General features: G+C 60.4%; 20 protein-coding genes and 4 pseudogenes. 15 read left to right on the top strand and 9 right to left on the bottom strand.

The genetic code is table 11. From position 1 onward, the window contains the following. Positions 1–429 precede the first annotated feature (429 nt). Positions 430–612 (top strand): hypothetical protein, encoded by a 183-nt coding sequence (locus GCT13_RS38765; protein WP_152767238.1) that lies wholly within the window; start codon positions 430–432, stop codon positions 610–612. 632 nt (positions 613–1244) lie between these two features. Here GCT13_RS38765 and dmeF read toward each other — a convergent pair. Together dmeF and GCT13_RS38755 are read right to left on the bottom strand one after the other, a co-directional pair. Further along, positions 1245–2522: a CDF family Co(II)/Ni(II) efflux transporter DmeF gene (dmeF, locus tag GCT13_RS38760; RefSeq protein ID WP_152767237.1), complete on the bottom strand. Its 1278-nt coding sequence runs from the start codon at positions 2520–2522 to the stop codon at positions 1245–1247. A gap of 10 nt (positions 2523–2532) precedes the next feature. Then, on the bottom strand, positions 2533–2805 hold the full coding sequence (locus tag GCT13_RS38755) for a metal/formaldehyde-sensitive transcriptional repressor (RefSeq protein ID WP_152767236.1): 273 nt from the start codon (positions 2803–2805) through the stop codon (positions 2533–2535). A gap of 172 nt (positions 2806–2977) precedes the next feature. On the opposite strand from GCT13_RS38755, the gene GCT13_RS38750 reads away from it, so the two are divergent. Then, the gene (locus tag GCT13_RS38750; protein ID WP_152767235.1) at positions 2978–5368 is read left to right on the top strand and encodes a PIG-L family deacetylase; all 2391 of its coding nucleotides are present in this window, start codon (positions 2978–2980) and stop codon (positions 5366–5368) included. A gap of 39 nt (positions 5369–5407) precedes the next feature. Here GCT13_RS38750 and GCT13_RS48770 read toward each other — a convergent pair whose 3' ends face one another. Then, positions 5408–5605 carry a hypothetical protein gene (locus GCT13_RS48770; RefSeq protein WP_193727878.1) on the bottom strand — a complete coding sequence of 66 codons (198 nt, stop codon included), beginning with the start codon at positions 5603–5605 and terminating at the stop codon, positions 5408–5410. On the opposite strand from GCT13_RS48770, the gene GCT13_RS48765 reads away from it, so the two are divergent. Next, positions 5598–5984 (top strand): hypothetical protein, encoded by a 387-nt coding sequence (locus tag GCT13_RS48765; protein ID WP_193727877.1) that lies wholly within the window; start codon positions 5598–5600, stop codon positions 5982–5984. The genes GCT13_RS48770 and GCT13_RS48765 overlap by 8 nt on opposite strands. 56 nt (positions 5985–6040) lie before the next feature. Here the strand turns inward: GCT13_RS48765 and GCT13_RS38740 are convergent. After that, positions 6041–6389, bottom strand: a pseudogene (locus GCT13_RS38740) (CobW family GTP-binding protein); the annotation flags it as partial. A gap of 556 nt (positions 6390–6945) precedes the next feature. Here GCT13_RS38740 and GCT13_RS38735 point away from each other — a divergent pair. From GCT13_RS38735 to GCT13_RS38720, 4 genes are read left to right on the top strand one after another with little or no spacing between them, the layout of a single operon-like run. Further along, complete coding sequence (locus GCT13_RS38735) at positions 6946–9288, top strand: TonB-dependent receptor (RefSeq protein WP_152767233.1); 2343 nt, start codon at positions 6946–6948, stop codon at positions 9286–9288. Between the two features lie 23 nt (positions 9289–9311). After that, positions 9312–9959, top strand: a complete 648-nt coding sequence (locus GCT13_RS38730) for a MotA/TolQ/ExbB proton channel family protein (RefSeq protein ID WP_152767232.1) — start codon at positions 9312–9314, stop codon at positions 9957–9959. Further along, on the top strand, positions 9956–10354 hold the full coding sequence (locus tag GCT13_RS38725; RefSeq protein WP_152767231.1) for an ExbD/TolR family protein: 399 nt from the start codon (positions 9956–9958) through the stop codon (positions 10352–10354). Before GCT13_RS38730 ends, GCT13_RS38725 begins: the two co-directional genes overlap by 4 nt. Before the next feature lie 40 nt (positions 10355–10394). Then, complete coding sequence (locus GCT13_RS38720; protein ID WP_321574900.1) at positions 10395–11093, top strand: energy transducer TonB; 699 nt, start codon at positions 10395–10397, stop codon at positions 11091–11093. A gap of 456 nt (positions 11094–11549) precedes the next feature. Here GCT13_RS38720 and GCT13_RS38715 read toward each other — a convergent pair whose 3' ends face one another. Then, entirely contained in the window at positions 11550–11756 is a 207-nt protein-coding gene (locus GCT13_RS38715; protein WP_152767230.1) for a hypothetical protein, read from the bottom strand. Positions 11757–12152: 396 nt separating this feature from the next. On the opposite strand from GCT13_RS38715, the gene GCT13_RS38705 reads away from it, so the two are divergent. Further along, positions 12153–13217, top strand: coding sequence for a glycosyltransferase (locus tag GCT13_RS38705; protein ID WP_152767229.1), 1065 nt, complete (start codon positions 12153–12155; stop codon positions 13215–13217). A gap of 193 nt (positions 13218–13410) precedes the next feature. Here the strand turns inward: GCT13_RS38705 and GCT13_RS38700 are convergent, their stop codons facing one another. Then, a complete protein-coding gene (locus tag GCT13_RS38700; RefSeq protein ID WP_152767228.1) occupies positions 13411–14235 on the bottom strand; it encodes a TetR/AcrR family transcriptional regulator in 825 nt (274 codons plus the stop codon). Between the two features lie 236 nt (positions 14236–14471). Between GCT13_RS38700 and GCT13_RS38695 the strand changes: the two genes are divergently transcribed. From GCT13_RS38695 to GCT13_RS38680, 4 genes and pseudogenes are all read left to right on the top strand, one after another. Further along, entirely contained in the window at positions 14472–15788 is a 1317-nt protein-coding gene (locus GCT13_RS38695; RefSeq protein ID WP_152767227.1) for an aspartate aminotransferase family protein, read from the top strand. Between the two features lie 109 nt (positions 15789–15897). Continuing rightward, entirely contained in the window at positions 15898–17238 is a 1341-nt protein-coding gene (locus GCT13_RS38690; protein ID WP_152767226.1) for an aminotransferase family protein, read from the top strand. A 50-nt stretch (positions 17239–17288) separates the two neighbouring features. Continuing rightward, a pseudogene (locus tag GCT13_RS38685) lies at positions 17289–17612 on the top strand (acyl-CoA thioesterase); the annotation flags it as partial. A 182-nt stretch (positions 17613–17794) separates the two neighbouring features. Next, positions 17795–18718 (top strand): BKACE family enzyme, encoded by a 924-nt coding sequence (locus GCT13_RS38680; RefSeq protein ID WP_152767225.1) that lies wholly within the window; start codon positions 17795–17797, stop codon positions 18716–18718. A gap of 330 nt (positions 18719–19048) precedes the next feature. On the opposite strand, the gene GCT13_RS38675 is transcribed toward GCT13_RS38680, so the two are convergent. After that, on the bottom strand, positions 19049–19345 hold the full coding sequence (locus GCT13_RS38675; protein WP_152767224.1) for a DUF4148 domain-containing protein: 297 nt from the start codon (positions 19343–19345) through the stop codon (positions 19049–19051). A 257-nt stretch (positions 19346–19602) separates the two neighbouring features. Between GCT13_RS38675 and GCT13_RS51655 the strand changes: the two are divergent. Beyond that, positions 19603–19710: pseudogene (locus GCT13_RS51655) on the top strand (IS21 family transposase); the annotation flags it as partial. A gap of 558 nt (positions 19711–20268) precedes the next feature. Here the strand turns inward: GCT13_RS51655 and GCT13_RS38670 are convergent. After that, a pseudogene (locus GCT13_RS38670) lies at positions 20269–20490 on the bottom strand (phage integrase N-terminal SAM-like domain-containing protein); the annotation flags it as partial. A gap of 667 nt (positions 20491–21157) precedes the next feature. Here GCT13_RS38670 and GCT13_RS38665 point away from each other — a divergent pair. Continuing rightward, positions 21158–21418 (top strand): hypothetical protein, encoded by a 261-nt coding sequence (locus tag GCT13_RS38665; protein ID WP_152767223.1) that lies wholly within the window; start codon positions 21158–21160, stop codon positions 21416–21418. A 124-nt stretch (positions 21419–21542) separates the two neighbouring features. Continuing rightward, positions 21543–22805 (top strand): adenylate/guanylate cyclase domain-containing protein, encoded by a 1263-nt coding sequence (locus GCT13_RS38660; protein WP_152767222.1) that lies wholly within the window; start codon positions 21543–21545, stop codon positions 22803–22805. A 232-nt stretch (positions 22806–23037) separates the two neighbouring features. Here the strand turns inward: GCT13_RS38660 and catA are convergent, their stop codons facing one another. Continuing rightward, the gene (gene catA, locus GCT13_RS38655) at positions 23038–23973 is read right to left on the bottom strand and encodes a catechol 1,2-dioxygenase (RefSeq protein ID WP_152767244.1); all 936 of its coding nucleotides are present in this window, start codon (positions 23971–23973) and stop codon (positions 23038–23040) included. Positions 23974–24026 lie beyond the last annotated feature (53 nt).

Raw genomic sequence — 24026 nt, 5'->3', positions numbered from 1 at the left:
AGCTTTCATACCCTTCATTTGCGGACATTCATCCATGCGGCGACGCCTTGCCCAAATGAAGGGGTGCCTAGTTGTCGCTATCTACCCCTTCATTTCTGGACAAATGGTGAGCGAAAAAAAATACGTCTGGCCCCTGAATTTCTCGCTGATCGATCCGATTAACTCTGTTAGGGGCGCAGCCATTTCGGTGGCGCCATCTATATGGAGAGATTGCGTCGTTGAAGAAAGGGATGTTTGGTGCAGTGATTGTGGTTGCGATGACGAGCGCCGCTCATGCTGCGGCCCTGGGCAGCTGCGGGGTATTCAATGGCAAGTACGAGGGGAATGACGACCACGGCTTTGTGCGGGTAACCGTTTCGCCGGACGGTACGGTGACGGGGGCAGGCCCAGTCGCAGGTCATCGATGCAACGTTCACTATCGGTGGCGTGGTGGCCAGCGACGGCACGCCGGCCACCAACGGCGCCGTGTCGAGCGGAGCGCAATTCAACGGTCGCTTCGTGGGCAACGTGGCAGCCGGTGCCTGGCGCAATCAGGTTGTCGTCAATGGAGCGCCCCAGACGCTGACCGGCAGCTGGGGTGTTGAGCGCACGGCCGCCGATGGTCGCCAGTGATGCGACATTGATTCAAACGGCGCCGCGCCAGCTTCGTAGCCATGCCTTCCGCGTGAGCGGTTCTGTTGTAACAGGCGGGCACTCTTTGGGCGACCCCGCCCATTCACTGGAGGTTCTTCCTTGCCGTCTTTCAATTTGCGGAAGATTGTGTCGTCGGCAGGGCGGGGCGCCGCCTTGTTCGCGCTCCCTGGTGTGATGTCGGTCGCCAACGCGCGATGCCTCAGGCAGCGCCGCGAACAGATTCCAGTCCATCCTGAGGATCGAAGCGGTCGCCATCCTTGGCGTGCTGTCTGCCGCAGCCGTTCTCGCGCATACTGCACCGGGTGCGCGCATGATCGTGAACTGAAGGCACTCCATCACAAAATAGTCGGCGACCGCGGGCGAGAGTGTCATCGAACGGCCCAGAAGCTGGGTGGCCGACTGCTGGGGAGCGCGTCAGCCACCAGCCGCCCGTGACCGGCCCGGGTCGGTTGGCGCTGTTGTCATCCGTGACCGGGCCGAACCCGCCGCTTGTCAGTTCCTCACATTGGCGTCCACAATCACGGCACATCAGACGCCCGAGGGCCGTCGGCGCAGCGCCCCGGCCTTGCCATCGAAGGAGCACACATCGAGGGCGCAATGACTGTCATCGCTCAGGTCACAATCTGGCTGACGTTGACCTCGACGGTGACATGTGACAGGCCCTTGAACCGCTTCAGCGCTGCATGATAGAAGCTTGGAGTGCGTTGCGTCTCATTCGTCGCTAAGGATACGACAGCACTCATGTGCCCCGGACCGAGGCGCCACACATGAAGGTCGAGCACCCTGTCACCATTGCTCTCGATTGCGTGGCGAACGTTCTCAGCCATGCGCCGGTCCGGATTCATGTCGAGCAGAATGGCTCCTGTATCGCGTATCAGGCCCCATGACCAGTTTGCAATCACGAATGCGCCGAGAACACCCGCAAGCGGGTCCATCCAGAGCCAGCCCAGTGCGCGGGCCAGCAGGAGGCCAATAATGGCCATTACAGAAACCGCTGCGTCTGCGATGACGTGGATGTACGCCGACCGGATGTTGTGGTCGCGGGTCGCAGCAGCGACTGCGTTGTCGTGCTCGTGCTCCTCGAATTCGATCTGGTGCTCGCCATCGGACACGCGGACGATGGCCCTGAATGCGTGCGGCTTGGGAATGTGTTCTTTCGATTCAAGGTAATCCCCCCGCTCGGCAAACGAAAAGGCCTGATGCGTGCCGTCGGATCGAATCGTCGTGACAGATACCGCGTCCGGGGTCAGTTTTGAAGTCGCTGTCTCTGGGGTGATGCGGAACACCGGCGCTACGCCGTCTTCGAAGATGGACACGGCAAACGCACCGTCGGTCACACGGATCCGCCTGGCGTCATCCACTTGAGCATCTTTGCCGTGGTGCCTGTGTCCATGCTCGTGACTATGTCCATGACGATGGCCATGGTGGTCGCCGCCCAGCAACCAGACGCTTGCCAGGTTGACCAGGAGGCCAACAACAGCGATCGGGATTGCATGATTGAACTGGATGGATTCCGGTGAAAAGAAACGCGCCACAGCTTCGTATCCGATCAGCAGCGCGATCATCGCCAGCACAATGGCACTCGTGAAGCCCGCGAGGTCACCCAGCTTGCCGGTACCGAAGACGAAGCGTGAATCGGTCGCGTGCCGGCGCGCGTAGGTGTAAGCCAGAGCGGCAATCAGCATCGCGCCGGCGTGCGTCGACATGTGCAGTCCGTCGGCGACGAGGGCCAGGGAACCAAAAAGGCTACCGCCGACAATCTCAACCACCATCATTGCACTACAAAGCGCGATCACCGTCCAGGTCCTGCGCTCGTTCTCTTCGTGAGCTGCGCCCAGGAAAATATGGTCGTGTCCTGCTCCGAAAGCAGCGTCCTTGAAGTCACTCATACCTGGACTCTTACCTGAAGTAGCTATGGACTACTTCGATCATCTGTTCAGTCGCACTGCCGTGCTCGCCCGCGGGTTCCGCATCGGCGAGATGGGTTCGTATATGGTCTTCGAGTACCACGGCGAGCAACCCATTCATCGCTCCCCGGCAACTCGTGAGCTGCTGCAACACGTCCATACAGTCACGCTCCTCCTCGAGCGCGCGCTCGATGGCTTCAACCTGCCCCTTGATGCGGCGAATGCGGTTGAGCAATTTCTGTTTCTCGCGAATGGTGTGAGTCATTTCGATGCCAATATAGTATAGAGGGGTATATTAGCATGCGTGGCCATGCGAAGATGTCGCGGCTACGGGTTGTCATGGCTTCTCGCGCAGGACAGGAATAAGGGTATCGTGGCATGGCGGCCGGATGGCCAGTCAACGGATCTGTCAACGACAAGACAGCGGGAACGAATGCATGCACTCCAATGACCGTTTCGATCATCGATGTTTGTGCCACTTTCGCTTTCTATTTTCTTTCATCATTCAGTTTCTCTTGGTTCCGTTGAACTCCCAGGCTGCCGTGCCTGATTGCAGCGCGGGGACTGCCGTGACTGTCGTCGCTCACCTCGATGATGATCTGCTCTTTGTCGAACCGGCGATCAGTGAGCGGTTGCGGGCGGGCTGGTGTGTCACCGTCGTCCATCTGATCGGCGGTGCGAACGGCGCGAAATTCGACTATGTGCTGAAACGCGAGGAGGGAACGCGTCTCGCGTATGCGCGTCTGGCGGGCGTCAGCAATGACTGGGATGAGGCGACCATCCATATTGCCGGCGAGCCGGTATTCGAGCTCCGGCTGAAACAGCAGCCACGCGTGCGGCTGCTCGAACTGCGTCTGCCGGGCGGTGCCGTACGGGGCGGGCGCGTGCCGCTTGCGCTGCTGTGGGATCAGGGCGCGACGCTGACCACCTATCCGATGGGACATGGCGAAGGCGCGCCCGGCCACTACGCACGCGACTCGCTTTCCGCGACGCTGCGATCGATCCTCGAAGGCGCGACGCGCATCTTCACGCTCAATCCCGATACGGTCCCGTTCATCGAACACCCGGATCATATCTACGCCGCACGCCTGACCCGCCACGTCGCGCAGTCCCTTGCGCACGCTGTGCCGATCTCATACTTCGTCACCTATCCGATCGGAAACTGGCCGGTCAACCTGCCTGCAGAGGAGGCGCAACGCAAGCGCGATGTGGCTGCGACCTATTTCGCTGTCGACGGCGGCGATGTGGCGCAACTGTTCGGCGAATACGAGTGGAATGGTGACTGGATCCAGCGCCAGTATGGGCATAGTGACTCGACGGCACGTGTGAGGCCGGATTTTGTCGGCACGTCAACGGTGCTCTTCAATGCTGCGTCGAGCCGGTGTCTCGCCTCGGCAGGCAGCGGGCGCGAGCCTGCGCTCTTGCCGTGTAACGGCTCAATCGAGCAGCAATGGAGATGGGAACCCAGAACCGCTTATCCGGGCAACGAGCACAATGCCGCGCTCGTTTCAGCGGCGACGGGGCAGTGTGTTGCGGAGCGCGACGGTACGCTCGTCGAAACGCCATGCGCAGAGTGGGAGCCGTCACAACGGTGGACGCCGTGGGACTTCGGTCTCGTCTTCACGCCTTCACGGCGCTGCCTCGGGGAAGAAAACGGGGAGCTGAATATTCGCGGCTGCGCCTCGCTGACGGCACGGTACCGGTGGTCGACGATGCAGCCGACATCAGCCACTGACCTGCGGCTTGCGGGCGCCATGTATGGAGACGTCACGGGGCGTCACGTGTCATCGGCCGTCTATGTGCAGCGGCGTGGCGACGGCCCTGGCTTCGACGTCTATGTCCAGGCGTTGCAGGGTGAAAGCGCGCCCGTACGCTGGTACGCCAACGCGGTTCCGTTCGACAGTCGCGCGACCACGCCGACCTGCAGCACCAACACACTGTGCTTCGACGGCGCCCGGTTTCTGCTCGGCGATTTCGACGGCGATGGCCGCACGGACCTGATGGTCATCACGCCGCGCGAAGGCGGCTCGGCGTTCTGGCTGTTGCGTAGCACGGGCCACGATTTTCAGGCACCGACGCTATGGTTTCAGAACCAGATACCACCCAGCCGCACGCAGCAGTACATCGCGTTCGAATATGGAGCAAAAGCGCAGCAGAAGATACTGCTCGCGGTGCAGACGCCGGACAAGCATGCCGAGCTGTGGATGGTCGGTGAAGACGACACCGACCATGTCCGGCAGATCAAGATATTGGACGATCCGCGTTTCCGGTTCGATCTGCGCCTGCTCACGGTGCGCAGCCGGGAAAGGGACACAGCATCTCTGCTTGCCTTCCAGCCCGCCAGCAATGGAGAACGCATCGCCGTCATCCCGATTGGCCTTTCCAACGGACGCTGGAGTGCAGGAGACGTGGCGCTTCTGCCACCGCTGTTCAAGCCTGACACGACGAAGTTCGCCACCGACGACCAGGTTGGCGACACGGACGCATTGGTCGTCATGACCGTGCCCCGGTTCACCGAACCGGGCGGCATCGACGCCTGGCAATGGGATCCGTTTAAAAGCGGATCGTCGCCAGTGCCGCTCGCGTCCTTGCCCGATCAACCATGGCCGGACACGAACCCCGCGCTGCTTCATAACGGCACGCACACGACGCTCGCCTTTTACCGTCGCGCCGACGCTGTACTCGATAACACGCACTTTTCAGGTGGCAATGCGGCGCTCGTGCAATATGACATCGACGGCCATGACATCCGCGACAAGCCGCATGCGGTATCGCAGCTGCCCGCCACCTATTCCGAAACGCTGTGGCTGGAACGGCTCAGCCGATGATCGACCGCGAAAAGAGCCACGACCAGAACGCAAGGCGCGTCAGCGCATCCGGACCAGCAAAACAAGAAAGGTTGCCCACGCGAGCGAGATCATGACACAGGTCCAGAGGATGAGGGCCGCCCCCGCAGCGCGGCCGTGCTTTGGAACCATGGCATGGTCGACGACGCGTTGACCGTCACAGGTATGCCTGCTGTCATGCGGCACGCGCTCACGCCAGCTCGACGGGACCATGGTCATCGCAGTGATCGCCATGTGGATGATGCAGGTGGCCGTTCACCAGATAGTCGACGTGATCGCCATGCGGAACCGGTTCGTGTCCGCAACCCGGGCCGTGCACGTGATCTGGCGCGTGGCCGCCGCAGTTATGGTCGGGCGTGCATCGGTCCGGGTTTTTTGCGCTTACCTCAAGTCTGTGCTCGTCGACATGATTGCCATGCGGATGGTGCAGATGGCCATCATGCAGGTAGTCGACGTGGTCGCCGTGCCGGATGGCCGTGTGCCCGCAGCTCGGGCCGTGCTGGTGGTTGTGATGGGCATGATGGGGTTCATTGCAGGTGCTCATGTCGATGCTCCTCAACTGATCAGCCATCGGGACAAATACGTCCTCCGCCACTGAATAATAGACCAGCGAAAGTGCGCCGCTGGACGAATCCGGTTGCTACGCAAACCGTTCGTCCGCGCGACGGGCGCGGGATCTGCCAGTCCCGTCGTTTGAATGATCACGCGGTCGAAATCCAGTTCTCCCGCCTCGCGTCGCCGGGCAAGTGAACCGAGAATCCTCACAAGGTTGCCCGGGACAGTGCAGCAGATACAGCCGTTGTTCATCTCGATGATCTGCTCATCACCATCGCGGACCAGCAGCTCGTTGTCATGCCTGCCTAGCCAAACTCGTTTTCGATGACCGCGATACGTCCGCCGTGATGTTCAGTCAGAATCCTGTTGAGCAGGGTGGTCTTGCCACTGCCCAGAAAGCGGTCAGGATGGCGACGGGTATGCGCGTGCCGGACAATAACGACGACATGACTGGATCTCCTTCGTGGATGGTTGGTGTCATTGATCCGGCTCTTAGGGTTGCGAACCGTTTTTCGGCGCTTTCGCCAAATGAAACCTGAACGGCCGTCGTACCCTGCTCTCGCTTGAGCCAGGCTGCGCGGCTTCGCGGGCCCGACGCAATGCCGCCGGTCGCTGCCAGACCTTACGTTCCTGCAAGCACAGCTTCCGTTGCGCGAAAGCAACCCGAGCTTCATGTTTGCCGGTTTCTGGTGTGATGTTATATCATAACGTCAATTGCTCGGCGTTCGCCGGTGCTTCGTCTAACAGATTCGTCCGATACGCGAGCGGATACGCCCCGCCAATTGATCGCTTATGACTGTCGTTATCCATATTTTTTCCAATCAGGAAGTACTCCTGATTGAATGATTGCTGTCGCATGTCGGTCGCCGTCTGCGGCCGATAGCGCGACGCAGCGCAGGTCGTCGCATTGTTCCTTCGCATTCTGTCGCCTATCGGGGAAGGCCGGGGGATCGTTCGCCGGACCGCTCCTCATCATCAATCCAGCTTCCGAACGAGCAAAAATAATGAAAAACCGCACACTGATCGCACAGGCGGCGCTTGTACTTTTTGCAGTCTCGCGCGCGTGGGGCGCGCCAGGTAGCGCAGTACTGACGGGCACGGTGTCGGATCCCACGGGCAAGCCCGTCGTCAACGCGAAAGTGGACCTGCAGGACGCCAGCGGCGCGTCCATCAGCACATCCAGCACGGACACGACGGGACATTTTTCGATCGGCGGTATGGCGCCCGGCACGTATGCGGTCGTGGTCACCGCCCCGGGTTTTGCCAGCGGCAGCAGCCTTGCGAGCACCCAGTCCGACGCGCCGGCGGCGGTCAGCGTGCAGCTGCAAAAGAGCGACACGCTGGACGTCCAGGTCAATGCAAAACGTCTGAACGAGGCCCGCAACGGTTTGCTGCCCGAGACGGGCAGCAGCGTCTACCGTTTCACGCAGGCGGATATCAACACCATGCCCGCCGGCGAGAACACTCCGCTCAATCAGGTGCTGCTGCAGGCGCCCGGTGTCACCAATGACTCGTTCGGACAGTTGCACGTGCGTGGCGAGCACGCGAACCTGCAATACCGGATCAACGGCATCATCATCCCGGAGCCGATCAGCGGGTTTGGTCAGTCGCTCGACACGCGGATCATCGATCAGCTCAACCTGCTGACAGGTGCGCTGCCTGCGCAGTACGGCTACCGGACGGCCGGCATCGTCGATATCCGCACGAAGTCAGGCGACGCGGGAAATGGCGGCGCGATCGATGTGTTCGGCGGCAGTCATCAGACCATCAAAACGAGTGCCGACGTATTCGGCAGCGAGGGACCGTTCAGCTACTACCTGAGCGGTTCGCTGGGCGTGAACAATCTCGGCATCGAGAACCCGACGGCGAGCACCAATGCCATTCACGATCACACGCGCCAGGGCGACGCGTTCGGCTACCTGTCGTATCTGATCAATCCGCTGACACGCGTGAGCCTGCTTTTCGGTACGACCAGCAACCAGTTCGAGATTCCGAACACACCAGGCTTGCCGACGAACTTTACGCTCAACGGCAACAGCATCTTCGATTCGTCGCAGCTCAATGAAACGCAGTCCGAGCTGAACAGTTTTGCGGCCATCGCGCTTCAGGGGACGAACGGAGGCGCACTTGACTACCAGGTTGCACTCTTCACGCGCTATACCCGTACGAAGTTCAACCCAGACCCCGTTGGCGATCTGCTCTTCAACGGCGTCGCCTCGGAAGACTTCCACAGCAACTCGGCCAACGGCGCGCAGGTCGATACGACCTGGCGTCTGAACGACAGGCACACGATGCGGGCCGGTCTCTTTTTCCAGCAGGAACACGCCGTGTTTGATAACAGCGTGAACGTCTTTGCTGTTGATGAAAGCGGTAACCAGCTCTCCGACGTGCCCTTCAACATTCCGGACAACAGCAGCAAGACCGGCTATCTCTACAGCCTGTACGCCCAGGACGAGTGGAAAGTCACTGACCGGCTGACGCTGAACTACGGCCTGCGCTATGACCGGATGGATGAGTACTCGACTGCGAGCCAGCTAAGCCCGCGCATCGGCCTCGTCTACACGCTCACGCCGACGACGACCGTGCACGCCGGCTACGCACGGTACTTCACGCCGCCACCGTTCGAACTGGTGTCCGGCTCGACCATATCGAAGTTCAATGGCACGACGAACCAGAGCCCATCGGGCCAGAACGACCCGGTGCAGCCGGAACGCAGCCACTATTTCGATCTCGGCATCACACAGAAGGTAGGCTCGGCCGTAACGCTCGGACTGGACGCGTACTACAAGAAATCGACTGATCTGCTCGACGAAGGACAGTTTGGCTCCGCGCTCATCTTTACGCCGTTCAACTACCAGTACGGCAAAACGTATGGGGTGGAATTCACCGCCAACTACAAACAGGACAACGTCTCCGCCTGGCTGAACCTTGCTTATTCCCGGGCGCAAGGCAAGCAGATCAACTCGGCGCAGTTCAACTTCGATCCGGACGAACTCGCGTACATCGCGAGCCATTGGGTATATCTGGACCACGACCAGCGCGTGACGGCTTCGTTCGGTGCAGCGTACGACTTCCATCAGACCACGTTTACGTTCGACGGCCTGGTGGGCAGCGGCCTGCGCAGCGGCTTTGCGAATACGGACCGTCTGCCCGTCTATGCGCAGGTCAACCTTGGGGTGATCCAGCACTTCAACGAGCCCCTGCTAGGCAAGGTCGACGCGCGCCTGCTTGTGGTCAACGCATTCAACCGGGTCTACCAGCTGCGCGACGGCTCGGGCATCGGCGTCGGTGCGCCGCAGTATGGACCGCATTTCGCCGTGTATGCAGGCGTGACCAGGTATTTCTGATCGACGGCTACGGGAGAAAGATCATGCAGGAATGGACAGGCTTTCTGGCAGCCATGCGCACGGGCGGCTGGATCATGTATCCGCTGAGCGTGCTGGGCGTTCTCGCCCTGACCATCATCATCGACCGGGCATACGTGTTCGCGCGCTTCGCGAGCGTGCCGGCCCGCATTCTGCAGACCGTGCCATTCCCTGTCGATGGGTTATCTGACGGATTCGCTACCAGTATCGGCAATCTTGCCGCACAGAACGCCTTTCGGCGCATGGCTGCGCCCTGGTTGCCTGAATCAGACTCGCCAATCTGGTTGCGCGAGGCCTCGGCGCAATCCATCGCCGCGCAGATCGAGCGTGACATGGGCCGCGGTCTCTGGTTACTGGAAACGATCGTCACGGCCGCGCCGCTGCTCGGACTGCTCGGCACGATCGTCGGGATGATGAAATCGTTCCAGCTGTTCGGCGGCAACGGACTCGTCGATCCGGGCGGCGTCACGGGCGGTGTGGCGCAGTCGCTGGTGGCGACGGCAATCGGGCTGATCGTCGCTGTCTTTGCACTGTTTGCCTTCAACTATTTCTCGCGGCGGCTGGAGCGTCTGATGGACGAACTCGAACTGTTCGCCAACGCGCGGCTCAATGAGCTTCGCCTTGAAGATGATGCGCGAGGAGACCGGAAATGAAACTCAGACGCTCGCGCGCGTCCCGGCGCGGTCGCATCGAGATCATTCCGATGATCGACGTGATGTTCTTCCTGCTCGCGACTTTCATGCTGGCATCGCTCGCGATGCAACGGCTCGACGCCGTCCGTATCAACCTTCCGTCCGGACATGCGCAGCCGATGAATACCAGCGAGCCGTTGACGGTCTCTGTCAGTGGCAACGACGAGGTATCGGTCAACCGTCATGCCGTGCGCGCAGATCAGATCGAACCGGAAGTCAGGCGACTGCTGCGCCCCGACGGCAACGTCGTGATCGCAGCGGATGACCACGCGGGTCACGGCGCGGTCGTGCAGGCGATGCTCGCGGCGCGGCGTGCCGGTGCGGAACACTTCCTGATTGCCGTGCGCCGTGAATAGAAGCTGCCATGAGCTGCCTTGCGTGCGCAATGTGGCGAGCGTGCGCACGGGCGTCGCCTTTGTGGTTGCCTTGTGTATCTGGGTGCTGGTTCTGTTCGCCCTGTCATCCGGCCTGCTCAGGTCAATCCGTCCGGCCCGGACCGCTCCTTCTCTGGACATGCGGGTCATCGTGCTCGATCCGCCTGCAGCGCCTGTCTCCAAAGCAACCGAAGCGCCGGCCGTGCCGCCTCCTTCCACCGCGACTGAAAAAACGGTACCACGCGCGCATGCGCAACTGCGCACGCCGGTACATCGCGCCATGCCGGCGGCCGGGATCAGACCAGATGCGACCATGGCGCGGGCTGACCCCGCACCCGTTGCGGCTCCAGCACAACGCCAGACGGACGAGGAGCGATCGGGAGAAGCGGCCGCAGCCAGATCACAGCAACCGTCTGTGGCGCATGGTGGAGCGCCGGATGCTGCACCCGCGACAAACGCGGCTGCACGCTCGATCTCGCAGCCTCTACCGGCATTGCCCGACGATCTGCGCGAGCAGGCGTATCAGACGGTGGCGACAGCGCGCTTCACGATTCATGTCGACGGCTCGGTTGATGTCGAACTCGTCAAGGCGACACCGTGGCCGCGCCTGAACCAGTTGCTGCTCAAGACGTTGCATCGCTGGCGTTTCTTTCCCGCGTTGCGCGATGGCCTGCCCGTCGAAAGCACGCAGGAAATACGTGTGCATTTCAATGTCAGCTGACATCTCAATGTGAATCGACCGGTCAGCCGCGGTACATGCGACGTCACGGGCTGGCCTCGACGTGAAGTCCGAAACGAGGAGACGCAGTCCAGCGGCAGCAAATGGCCCGGCGACTTCCTTCAACCGACAGGTCGGTGAACGACAGATCTCAGGGCCAATCAGCCGCCTCAATGACCGGGCGCGCTACGAGCCTTACGAGAAGGATAGTTTCGTGACCGCACATGGACTTTGCGCCCCTGACTGCCAATGCAGAGGTTTACCGGCGGCAAATTTATTTCGCATCTCTGGAGCCCTTGTCGCGCAGGGCGGAACGGGTATCTACCCGTGTTCGGGCCGCGAGTTGATAGTCATTGAAAGGTCTCCTGGCCGGCCAAGGAGAAGGGCGGCCAGGGTCTACAGTTGAGAGCAAAGCTCGCCGCTTATGGCGTATTCGACGCATCTCCTTCATGGGCCGCGCTATATGTCTGAACCTTTTGCCAGAGCGTTGGCCACCACGCCGCCAAACCGGAACAGATCAATAAAGGACGTTAAGCTTGCTGCCTCGCAGATGGCGAAGTTCGCTTGCGCGATCCATTGAACATGGTGCCAACGGTGTCCCGTGGAATCGGGCTCAATGATGATGCACAGGCGAATCTGCGGGTTGATGGTCGCTTCGACGGACACTGACGGGTTGCGCGTTCCATGACAACGGCAAGGGCGGACACTGCGTTCACCTTGGCATTGCCACCGCAGCATGAGCGGACAATTTTGCCACATATACCGACAAAGGACAGCATGATGAATTTTTTGCCGATCCTGACCGGCAAATGGCGCTTGCATGCGAACGTGGCGATTTACCATTTTCGTTACCAACATGCGACGGGCGCGCTGATCGCGGTGCTGGTTGCGTATCTGCACGCGGTCGGCGACGCAGGCGTCCGTGATCCGGGTGCTCGTGCTGCTTGCCTGCGTGCCGCCCGCGACGCACTACTGGGGCGTCACGGGCATTGCGTGGGCCATGACGCTCGGACTGAGTTGCGCGGCGATGTGGATGGCGTATCGGACGGCGAGGGTGCTTTGATGCGGATTCTTCATCTCGTGCTTGAGCCGCGCCTGTCGGGCGCGGAGGTGCTCGCGAAGGATCTCGCGATCTTTCAGCAGCGCGAGGGCAGCGTGGTCGGCGTGACCTCGCTGTTGCCCGAGCACGCGGATTTCGCGCCGCTCACGCGCGAGCTGGCGAGTCACGGTGTCGAGTGTGTGTTTCCTTGCAGGCGTTCGACACTGCCAGGCAAGCTCGTCTTTCTGGCCCGCATGCTGCGGCATTTCAGGCCCGATGTGATGTTCGCTCACGCGACGATTCCCGCTTTCTATGCACGCGCGCTGCCGACCAAAGTGCCCGTGATCTACGTGATGCATTCGGCCGTCAACGATTTCGAGCGGGCGCTCTTTCGCTATGTCGAACGGATATTGTCGTCGCGGGCGAGGGCGGTGATCGGCGTATCGCCGGCCAATCTGCATGACTATACGAACAGTGTGCGCGCGCATCCGTCGCTGACGCTCATTCCGAACGGCGTCGACACGACGCGCTTCGTGTTCGACGACCGTCCGCGCGACGGCGACGCGCCGCTGCAGATCGTGCAGATCGGGCGATACACGTCGGTGAAGAACCAGTTGCAGACGGTGCACGCGTTTCGTGAAGTCGCGGCGCAGGTGAAGGATGTGCGGCTGCAACTGTATGGCGTCGTCGAGGACCCGGCTTATCTGGCCGCGGTTCAGGATCTGGTGAAGAAACTCGCGCTCGAAGAGCGGGTGAACGTGGAGGGGCCGCATCCGGATGTGTGCGGCGTGCTTCGGGCGTCGAATGTGTTCGCGATGCCGTCGCGTTCGGAGGGGCACAGTATCGCGTTTCTGGAGGCGCTGGCTTCGGGGATTCCCGTCGTCGCCAGCACGATCACGCCGTTCCAGTTCGCGAAGACGCTGCCGGGCGTGCAACTGGTCGATACAGATGATACGGACGCTTATGCTGCGGCGCTGCTTGCGGCGCTGGCTCAACCCAGCGTGCGGCGTTTTCTTGCCGGGTTGACGTTGCAGGATACTGCGGAAAGATATCTATCCGTTGCACGGCAGGTCGCGAGGAAGTTTTAGTTTCTTGTCCGCAGCCTTACGCGCCCCGTCCCATCACCTCCAGTAGGCGGACATCTATCGGTCCGCTCTGCTCGTTATTGCGGTCGTTTGTCCACTCTGTAGCCCGCGTGCCGCCATACCAAGTCCGCGATGCGTGACGTCAGATCTCAAGACTGGACAAGGTTTCGGGCAGATTTTGCCAGGTCGGCAGTCATCAGGCGCGCGCCAGCGCCCGCTCCATGCCGGCAATAGCAGTTTCGACATATGCCCTGAAACTGGAGTCCATGGCTGCGTCCGTGCCGTTTTGCCAGCGAACGATAAACGACCTGTTTGCCATGGCCGGAAGATACCTCGCCAGCGTCGGAAACTCGAGCGCCCGGATCGAGCTCACCTTCTCCTGTAGTTGCGCTGCCCATCCCGCGGGGTCGTCCGTCGGCATGGACGCGAACTCGAGCGTCGAAAAACCGACCATCGTTGCGATGACCACGTTATACATGTCGACAATCTGATCGTTCTTGAACCCGGCCGCAACGAGCACGGAGAGAATCCTGTCGATCATGCCGGGGCTCAGGCTTGCGTTGGCGACGAGGTGTCCGCCGAGGAGCTGCGCGACGTTAGGGTGTCGGCGGATCACCTCGCGGCATCGGGAAAACAGTTCCCTGAGCCAGTCCTGCCACGACAACTTGCCGGGTTCGGGCGCAACGTCGGCCATTGTGGCTTCGACAACCGACGCGAGCAGATCGTCACGCGTCGCAACGTGCCAGTACACCGCGGACGGATAGACGCCAAGCGATCGCGCCACATCGCGCAAGCTGAATCCCATGAGCCCGTTGCGATCGATCTGCTCAATCGCCGCAGAAATGATTCTTTCCTTGCTGAGCCCGGAACCGCCGGTGGTCCCGCCTTTCTTCGAGCGCGGGCGCGACGCCGGGGAAGCTCCGGCACGAGCTCGACCGGAATCTGCGCCAGTGCTGCTGGGGCCCTTCTTGGTGATTCCTGTTTTCTCCACGCGGGTCGACTTGCGAGCTGATGTCGTCATTTGTCTGTTCGTTGCCTTGCGCGATTGTGTGGTGAACAAGGCTCCATTGTAGACCGGACAACCTACCAACCCGCTTTGGCCGCTGGCAGCTCGTAATCGTCCTGTCGCGCGGAATATCTCAGTTTGCGTCTTGCGTCTTCTATTGTACGGTGTACAATGAATTGCAGTTCGGCGTTCTGGCGCAGTTGGCGCGTTCCGCCAGAGGGTCGCGAATGTCATGTACACGGGACACCACGATGGAAAACTCCACTACGTCAGTCTTTTCCACGCTTGCCGAGGCGATCGATCGCGCGGTCTCGCGTTACACCGGAAGCAACCCACAAAGCGCGCGTCAATACGAGCGGGCCGTTCAGGTCATGCCTGGCGGCAATACACGGTCGGTGCTCTTTTACGGTCCGTTTCCGCTCGCGATCGCTCACGGTGAGGGTTGCCGTCTCTGGGATGCGGACGGTCACGAATACATCGACTTCATTGCGGAATTCACGGCTGGTCTCTATGGGCACTCGAACCCCGTCATCCGGGAGGCCATCGATCGTGCGCTCGATGCCGGGATCAATCTGAGTGGACATAACCTGCTGGAGTCGGAGCTTGCGCGTCTGATCTGCGATCGCTTTCCCGCGGTCGATTCAGTGCGGTTCACGAACTCGGGTACCGAAGCGAACCTGATGGCGATCTCGGCTGCACGGGTCCATACCCGCCGTGACAAGGTCATCGTGTTTGCTGGCGGATATCACGGCGGAGTGCTGACGTTTGCACAAGGCAACAGCCCGGTCAACGTTCCGCACGACCTGTTGATTGCAAACTACAACGATCTGGCGAGCGCGCAGGACCTTTTTGAATCGCATCCCGACGAGGTGGCGGCCGTCGTCGTCGAGCCGATGCAGGGAGCCGCGGGTTGCATTTGCGGTGAAACGGACTTCCTGGCCGGGCTGCGAGAGCTTGCGTCGAAGTACGGTGCGCTCCTGATCTTTGACGAAGTTATGACTTCGAGGCTGGCACCCGGCGGGCTGCAGGAAGCACTTGAGATCAGGCCTGACCTGACGACGCTTGGCAAGTACATCGGAGGCGGCATGTCTTTCGGCGCGTTCGGCGGGCGGGCATCCATCATGGATCAGTTCGATCCGCGCAAGCCCGGCGCCACGCCGCATGCCGGCACCTTCAACAACAACGTCCTGAGTATGGCGGCCGGCGCAGCAGGTCTATCCAGGCTGTACACCGCGGACGTCGCGCGTGAAATGAACGCCAGGGGCGATCGGCTTCGGGAACAGCTGAACGCGATCTGTGTGGAGCGCAACGTCCCTCTCCAGTTCACCGGAAGAGGGTCCCTCATGAATCTTCAGGCCGGTAGGCACGCAATACGATCGGTGAAAGATCTGCTGCCAGAGGGCAACAGCGTCAAAGATCTCTTTTTCTTTCACATGGTTGAACACGGTATCTATCTGGCCCGCCGTGGCTTCATCGTTTTGAGCATGCCAATCACCGAAAAGGAAATTGGGCGACTGTTGTCGGCCTTCGATACGTTTGTCGAGCGCTACGCGGGCGTCCTCGTCTGATAGCAACGGCTATCGCCGCACAAGGTACTGCGCATTGAAGAGGTGCATTGAAATGGAAGATACGGCTGGAAAACGTCTCGTAGGAGACACCCCTCGTGGCGGAAGCGTCATGAGTTTCTACCTTCCGAAGGGCGCGGCGCGTCCCCCGCGCATTTCGCATGGCGAAGGTGTCCACCTGTACGACGAGCGTGGCACCCGGTATCTGGACGCAACGTCGGGCGCGGTTGTGAGCAACCTTGGCCACTCCAATCCGCGCATCGTTGCTGCGATGGCGGAACAGGCTCACCGCGTCACCTTTGCGTATCCGCGCTTCTTTGAAAGCGAACAGAACGTCCGCCTGGCCGGCAAGCTCGCTGACCTCGCTGGCGAGGGATTCGACCGTGCGTTCTTCGTCTCGGGAGGCTCGGAGGCCAACGAAGCAGCACTCAAGCTCGCAAGGCAGTACGCAGTCGCCTGTGGACAGTCGACGCGCTGGAAGGTGATCTCCCGCGATCCGAGCTATCACGGCTCGACCATGGGCGCCATGGCCGTCACGGGCGACTCGTTCACCGAGTCGATCTACGGCCCGATGTTCCAGTCGATGCCGAAGATTCCTGCGCCGCTGACCTACCGGTTGCCGCCCGGCGCGTCGGCCGAAGAGCACCTCGCAGCCTGCGCAGAGGCGCTCGAACAGCGGATCGTCGAGGAGGGGGCCGACACCGTGCTCGCATTCATTCTCGAGCCGGTCGGCGGCCTGTCCAGCGGCGCGCTGGTTTCGCCGCCGTCGTACTACCGTCGGGTCCGCGAGATCTGTGACCGTTACGGGGTGCTGCTCATTCACGACGAGATCATGTGTGGTGCGGGGCGCACGGGCGCTTTCCTGTCCTCGCAACACTGGGAAGGCTCACGTCCGGACATCGTGACACTGGCCAAAGGTCTTGCCGCGGGCTATACGCCATTTGGTGCGGTGCTCGCGCCAAACCGGATCGTGGAGACGATTGGCGCGCATGGCGGTTTCGTCCACGGGCATACCTACTTCTCGAACCCCTTCTCCTGCGCTGTTGCCGAGGCCGTGATCGACGAGGTGGTGGAACAGGGGCTTGTCGAACGGGCTGCGAGGATGGGGCAGTATCTTGATCGAAGACTTTGCGATCTGCAGAAGGCGAGCCGCCTGGTCGGCGATGTGCGTGGCAAGGGCTTGCTCATGGCGATCGAACTCGTTGCGGACAAGGAGACCCGACGTCAGCTTCCGCCAGCGATGAATGCGCCGGCCCGTCTGACGAACTACGGACTCGCGCACGGCATCGCGCTTTACAACCGGCGTGCCAACCGCGGACAGTTCGGCGATATCCAGCTGATTGCGCCGCCGCTGATCATCACGGAGCCGGAAATCGACGATCTCGTTGAACGGCTCGGGCGATCGTTGGCTGATTTCGAACGTGATCTCGAGCGTGAAGGCGCGCTTGACTGAAATACAGGCGGCGCGCTTTGGCACGTGAGGCGTCCGATGGGAAAAGCATTATGAATATTGCAGGCTTATTCGAAACACAAAAGCTCGTTCGCTTTCAGCATTGCGACCCGGCAGGCATCGTTTTCTATCCGCAGTACTTCGTGCTTTTCCACGAGCTGATCGAGGACTGGTTCAACGATGGGCTGCGCGTGAATTATGCGGATTTCGTTGCCGTCCGGAAGCTGGGTGTGCCGACGGTACGCATGGAAGTGGACTTTGTCGCTTCCAGCAAGATCGGTGACACGCTGCAAATGCGGCTGGCAGTGAAGCGGATCGGGACACGCTCTATCGTGCTTTCGCTCGCAGCATTCGCCGGCGACGTGCTGCGCGTACGGGTTCAGCAGACGATCGTCCTCCTTTCGCTCGCGAGCGGCGGGAATCCGTCGCCATTCCGGATGAGCTTCGTCGGCGCATTTCGCTGTTTCTTGCCGAGGAGACCGCGCAGTAGCGCAGCCCCTTGTGACCGGGGCTCGAGTGGCGGTCGCAAAACTATCCAACTTCTCATGGAGACACTGACATGGCTACGAACAAGGTTATCGTCCTCGTCGCACCCACTGGAGGGATGGCATTCAAGTCACAGAACCCTCACTTGCCTACGCAGCCCGACGAGATCGCGAGGGACGTGTACGACTGCTACAACGCCGGCGCCAGCGTCGTGGCCGTGCATGCGCGGCGGCCTGACGACGAGGCGACGTGCAACGCCGAGATCTATCGCAGTATCAATGAGTTGATTCGCGCCAAATGCGACATCGTGATTAACAATTCGACGGGCGGTGGCGTTCATGGCGACATGGTGCGGCAGATCGACGGCGGGATGTGGGATACCGTCTGGGAAGAGCGTCTCAAGGGCATGGAAGCCGGTGCCGAGATGTGCACGCTCGACGCCTGCACATTCGTGGCGAGCTTTGGAGGCAAGGAGGTCCTGCTCAACACCTCACCGTCGCGATGCCAGTCTCTGGCCGAGGAAATGAGGAAGCGCGGTATCAAGCCCGAGTGGGAGGTTTTCAGTCCGACGCATATCGTTCAGGACGCCACCACATTGATCCAGATGGGGCTGGACGAACCACCGTACGTATTCAACCTGGTGATGAATGCGCATCGAGGTTTTCAGAATGCGATGCCTTATAACCCGAAGTCTTTGCAGTTCATGGTCGATTTGCTGCCCAAGGACAGTATCTTCTGTGTGAGCGGCATCGGGCCGGCACAACTACCCGCGGGCATCAACTCACTGCTGCTCGGCGGACAGATCATTCGCGTGGGCCTCGAAGACAATCTTTATTATCGTCAGGGCCAGCTCGCGCTAAACGTTGAACTGGTCGAGCGCACCGTGCGGATTCTGCGTGAAATGGACTACGAGATCGCGACGCCCGCTGAAGCCCGCCAGATCATGGGGCTGCCGCGCAACGATACCTCGGCGAGACCGTACTTTTCGGTAGCGTAGCCGGTAGATGGTAGTTACGAATTGCAATTGGTGACATGAACGTCCGGATCGGCTCCGAGCCGAATCCGGACTGCGGTGCCAGATTCATGCCCAGGCTTTTGGCGCTGCGGGCGGCCCTGCTGCTCGACAAATGATTATCAGCGTGATCGTTATTCAGATCGTTATTACACGCCAAGGGCAGTGGCGAATTGATTGCCAGTCCTCTGGCCAACTGTCTCTCGTTGACCCCACACCGGTCATCCGCCAGATCTGGCAATGAATGCCTGTTGAGGTTGGGCGCTGCCGTCGCCGCCGTGCAAGGGATCAGCGCTGCGCTTCAATGCGTTGCAACTACTTGCAATCCGTTTCGAACCACTGGTCGACCAAGCGCTGCGCCGCATGTAGATTCGCTGGGTAGTGTGGGTCGTCATGCCATGGCGATGGGTTGTAGCCCGCCTTCCTCAGGGCCGAGAGTTCGCTTTTGTGTTGCGACTTCGTCGGAGGCGCGTTGCTTTTAATCTCGGCCAGGTCACGGCACTCCGTTGGGGTCAGATGTCGCCCGCCTTGCGGTGCGCCGGCAGCGGCATATCCAGTCAGCAGAACCGCCAATGCAGCAAGCATCGAGCAGTTTCTCGTGAGGTCTTTCATAGCGCACCTCCACGCGTGCGGTTGGCGCAACGCGCATGGTGCGATGCTCGCCGGCCGCGCGTGATTTCCGAGTTTATTGTGCATTAGTCCAGTCACCGGGAGAAGGCTCGCCGCACAAAGAGACTGAAGTCAGGCACCGGAGCCTCGAATGACCATCGCACTTCCCACACGATGTCGCGCGCACTTGTAAATTGATACAGCAGCGCAGTTAGGAATTGATACACCTCGTTGTAGGGTTGCTCCATTTTGGGCGGCCCGTGATCAGCTACGAGGAGTACATGGAAATCGAGATTCTGCGTCGCCAGGGAAACAGCCTCCGGGACATCGCGGTCGAGACCGGTATGGCAGTCAACACGGTTCGGAAAGCACCCAAGCAATAACCGCATGAGCGGGTGTATCAAACTACGATTGCGTTTGCGTGTGAAGCTGTATCAACTTGAGATTGCGTTTGACAACGAGTAATACGCCGCCGGTTATCGAGCGTCCGAGAAGGTACGCAATATGGCGCTTGTAATAGACCGCTGTTGCCGGGATAGCGGCGTCAACTCGTGAGGCTGCGCGCGTTTAGGGTTATTCGATGCCTGCCATCGGCCATCGGAATGTGACGATGCCTCTGCGCGTGTCGGCAGGCGTCGAATAAGCCTCGATGGAGGAAACCGCGGAGTGCCCCGATGCGCTTGAAGTCTTCGCGGCTATGGCGATTGATAGGTCAGGATGCTCAGCGGTGCCGGATACGGCGCTGCCAGGCGGGAGGCTGGACAGGCACTGACGCGGTGGCTACGCGGTGCAGTCGTGCAATCGCGATGATGAAGCGGGCGTGCGAGGCGCTTCACGAAGCGACACGCGCAAACGTCCGCTCGTGGGCCGCGTTGCCGCGGAGTCGACGTTCGACAGGCGGATCGAAGAACCGCGATGCTCATGTCTGACTTCAGTGAGACGGGCGATGTGCCGTGATCGACCAGATAGAGCTGGTAGCGCCGCAGGTCCTCAACGGTGGCCATGTCAGGTGAGTGCTCGAGAAACCGGGCGAACTCGCGCACGATGCGCAGATAGCTCTCCTGGGTCTTCGGCGCAAGCCGCCGCATGTGCATGTCGTCGATCATGCGCTGGCGCAGCGGGCTGGTGTTTGCGGGTAAGGAGGTCATGATTCGGCTCCTGCTGGAGAACGAGGCGGATTGCCTCATTCGCCAACATAAAACCGCGTGACCGGCCTCTCCCTGACCTCTAGCGTCGGACCGTAGCCCCTACCGCGCGAGCGGTTTAGTCCACCGGCCAATCGCGGTCACTGAGAGGAGCCGCGGCGTAGGCACTCGAACGTCGCTTCTACTTCAGGATCGGTCATTCGAGACACAATTCAGCTCGTGAAACCGCCAGTAATGTAATGTGCTCCAAGTCCAGCGAGCACGGCGCGTTTTGCCACTTCACAACAACGGCGTCCGTAGCTGGCATCTCTTGTTGCGTGGCCGATCAACTCGATCTCCTTACAGAATGATGCGAGGGATCGCTCGCGCGACGCATCGCTGATCGGCGCGTGCTGCATCTGATCATGATGTGGCTGGAATGCCCCGTTGAAGAAACCGATGACCGAGGCCGGAAGAAACGCACGACGTAGGCCAGCGATAGTGGACGCGGCATTCCGCAAGGGTAACACCACCAACAACAGAGCAAACTGCCAACTAAAGTGGGGCCAAGGGAGTGTCTGGCGCCGTGGTCCAGAAGCTGTTCCGTCTGGCCTTTGAGCCGAACCGCTACGCCCAGGAACAATTGCAAAAGGCGTACGAGCAGATCAGTCCGATCGAAGCGAGGTAAGCGATGAGCAACGCTGCGATGGGCCCGTCACCGGACCGGCTGGCGCCCAAATATGCCCACCAGGCGCTGCTGATGGGAAGAGTTCTCGGCCTGCGGCGTGCAGGTCGTGTTCCCCTCTATCTGAATGTGGTGTTGATGGGGACACACCGGAACCGGAGCAGGCCCGGTGCAAAAGCCAACAAACCGGTACGGCGCCGGTGGCTTAAAGATGATGTTGAGCTGGAGTTGGAGCGCGCGCGCCGCGCATGCATCATATTTGTATGAAAATACCGATACTCGTATCTTCATTGCGCGAGTGAGTACACTGCGAGCATCAGACCGATAGCATGCCGAAGGCAATCCCGTGAGCAAGTGCTGCGCTGGATGCCGAAGGCGCAAGAGGTGACGCATGGCTGCGATCCATCTCCAGAATTTCTCTGGCGTCGCGGAATTTCGGGTGGGCGACGTGACGCTCTCTGCAGGCGATGACCTCCAGACACAGCGGAATAAGTTAGCGCGCATCATGTTTGACGCGATGTATCAGTTCGTAGGTCTACTGGATACGGACGGAACAATGCTCGAGATCAATCATGCTGCGCTTGAAGCCGCCGGGATACGAATGGATGACATTCGTGGTAAACCGTTCTGGGAGGCGCGTTGGTGGGGCGTTTCGGGGCAGACACAGGCTTTGCTCCGGGAACTGATTCACCGCGCTGGCGAAGGCGAGTTCGTCCGCTGCGATTTCGAAGTCTACGGTCAGTTAGCGGGTGCGGAGACGATCGTCGTCGATTTTTCGATATTGCCGATCAAAGATTCAAATGGTGCGGTCGTCTTCCTGCTTCCTGAGGGCCGCAATATCACTGAGAAAAAACGCGCCGAAGCCGAGATCAGGCGTAAGAACGAGGAATTGCAGGCGAGCCGGGAGTTAATCCAGCGCCAGCGCGACGAACTCCAGTGCCTCTATGACAAGCTCGCTGTCGAGCAAAAAATGTCGGAGCGGCTATTGCTCAATCTGCTGCCCTATCCGATCGCTGAACGGCTCAAAGCGCGCCCGGACCTCATCGCCGACAGTATTCCTGAAATCATCGCCGATAGTTTTACGGATGTCACAGTTCTATTCGCTGATATTGTGGCGTTTACACAGTTTTCGGCGCTCATGGATCCGGAGCAGCTAGTCGCTTTACTCAACGAGATTTTCGCCGAATTCGATAACATCGCCGACCACTGGGGCCTTGAAAAGATCAAGACGATTGGTGATTCGTACATGGCAGCATGTGGGCTGCCAGACCCAGCTCCTGACCACGCAGGGAGGGCAGCTCATATGTCACTGGATATGATCGATGCGCTTGCGCGATTCAATCGACGCCACGGCTACAGCCTCCAATTGCGTATTGGCATTAATAGCGGACCGGTGGTCGCCGGTGTCATCGGCAGGCGAAAGTTCATCTATGACCTGTGGGGCGCTGCAGTCATCACCGCCAGTCGAATGGAGTCCCACAGCGTGGCGGGGCGTGTGCAGGTTACCGACGCCACGCGGGGCCTTCTTGGTGATCGTTTTCTGTTTGAGGAGCGAGGCGAGATTGAAGCGAAAGGCATAGGTACGCTGCACACCTGGTTCCTGACAGGCACAAACCCGCTATACACGGAAACGGGCGACACGTCAGCGCAATAGCCGTTTCATCTTTTGATGCCGCTGGATTAAACGCATGATTTGTGGGCGTTGCGCATACTCCTCAGCGCTTCTGGACAGCTAGCCACACATCCGGCATTTAGCCGATCCCACACCTTCTACGGTCGACTTTCGTCCGTCGGCCTATCAGCTAGCACGCGTCTCGCGGGTAGCAGCGGCCAATTCACTACACTGACCGGCGGCAGCGTTGCGGCGGCGCCGCCGGCTCGGCCAATTACGCTGTGGCTGAAGCGCGAAGGCGATTGACGATCTGATTATCCTTGCCCTGGACCAGCGGGGTCAGGGAAATGTTGAATTCGATGTCCTTGTATCTGTCGGCCTTTAGGCCCAACGCCGTACCGCCGGTCTTTTCCGCGACGTGAGGAATCAGGTCTTCACGCGTGGCGTAGGCGAAATCGTCCCAGATCAGCGGATCGCCTTCGATGTTGAATTGCGTCGTCAGCTTGCGCTGGCTGTCGCTGGTGACAAAGAAATGCACGTGTGCAGGACGGTTGCCGTGACGGGCGATTTCGTCCAGCAGTTGCTGCGTCGCGCCGTGGGGAGGACAGCCATAGCCGACCGGCATGAGGGTGCGGAATTCGTACCTGCCATCCGCGCCGGTTCTAACCGCGCCGCGCAGGTTGAAGTCGCTTTGCGCGCCCGTCGGGTCGAAGTGCGAGTAGAAACCCTTCGAATTCGCGTGCCAGCATTCAACCACGGCGCCAGCGACCGGCTGGCCATCCGGACCGGTGACGGTGCCGTGGATGACGAGCGGACCCGCATCGACGTCGGGATCGATGTCGATCTTCGAAACGCCATCGCGTAGCGGCGCGCCCGCTACATACAACGGGCCTTCGATGGTGCGCGGTGTACCGCCGTCAATGCCGATCGCCTTGTCCGATGCGTCCATGCGGATGTCGAGATACTTTTCCAGACCAAGGCCTGCGGCCAGCAATGCCGCTTCACCGTCCTGGCCGAGCTTGTTCAGATAATTGATGCCGGTCCAGACTTCGTCCGGCGTAATGTCGAGATCGTCGATGGCCTTGAAGAGATCGCACAGCAGGCGGTGGATGATCTGCTTGAAACGTGCATTCCCGTCGTTGCTATCAATATTTGTGGCTGCCCTCAGCAGTTCCTGTACTTCCTTGGTTTCGAATACTCTTACGCTCATGATTACTGTCTCCAGTTGGTATTGGGGGGAATGAAGCGGGTGGGTGGTGGGTG

This window comes from Paraburkholderia franconis (assembly GCF_009362735.1).
GTDB classification, from domain to species: Bacteria; Pseudomonadota; Gammaproteobacteria; order Burkholderiales; family Burkholderiaceae; genus Paraburkholderia; species Paraburkholderia franconis.
The sequence above is the reverse complement of the archived record's forward strand: the minus strand, read 5'-3'. Positions and strand labels throughout refer to the sequence as shown.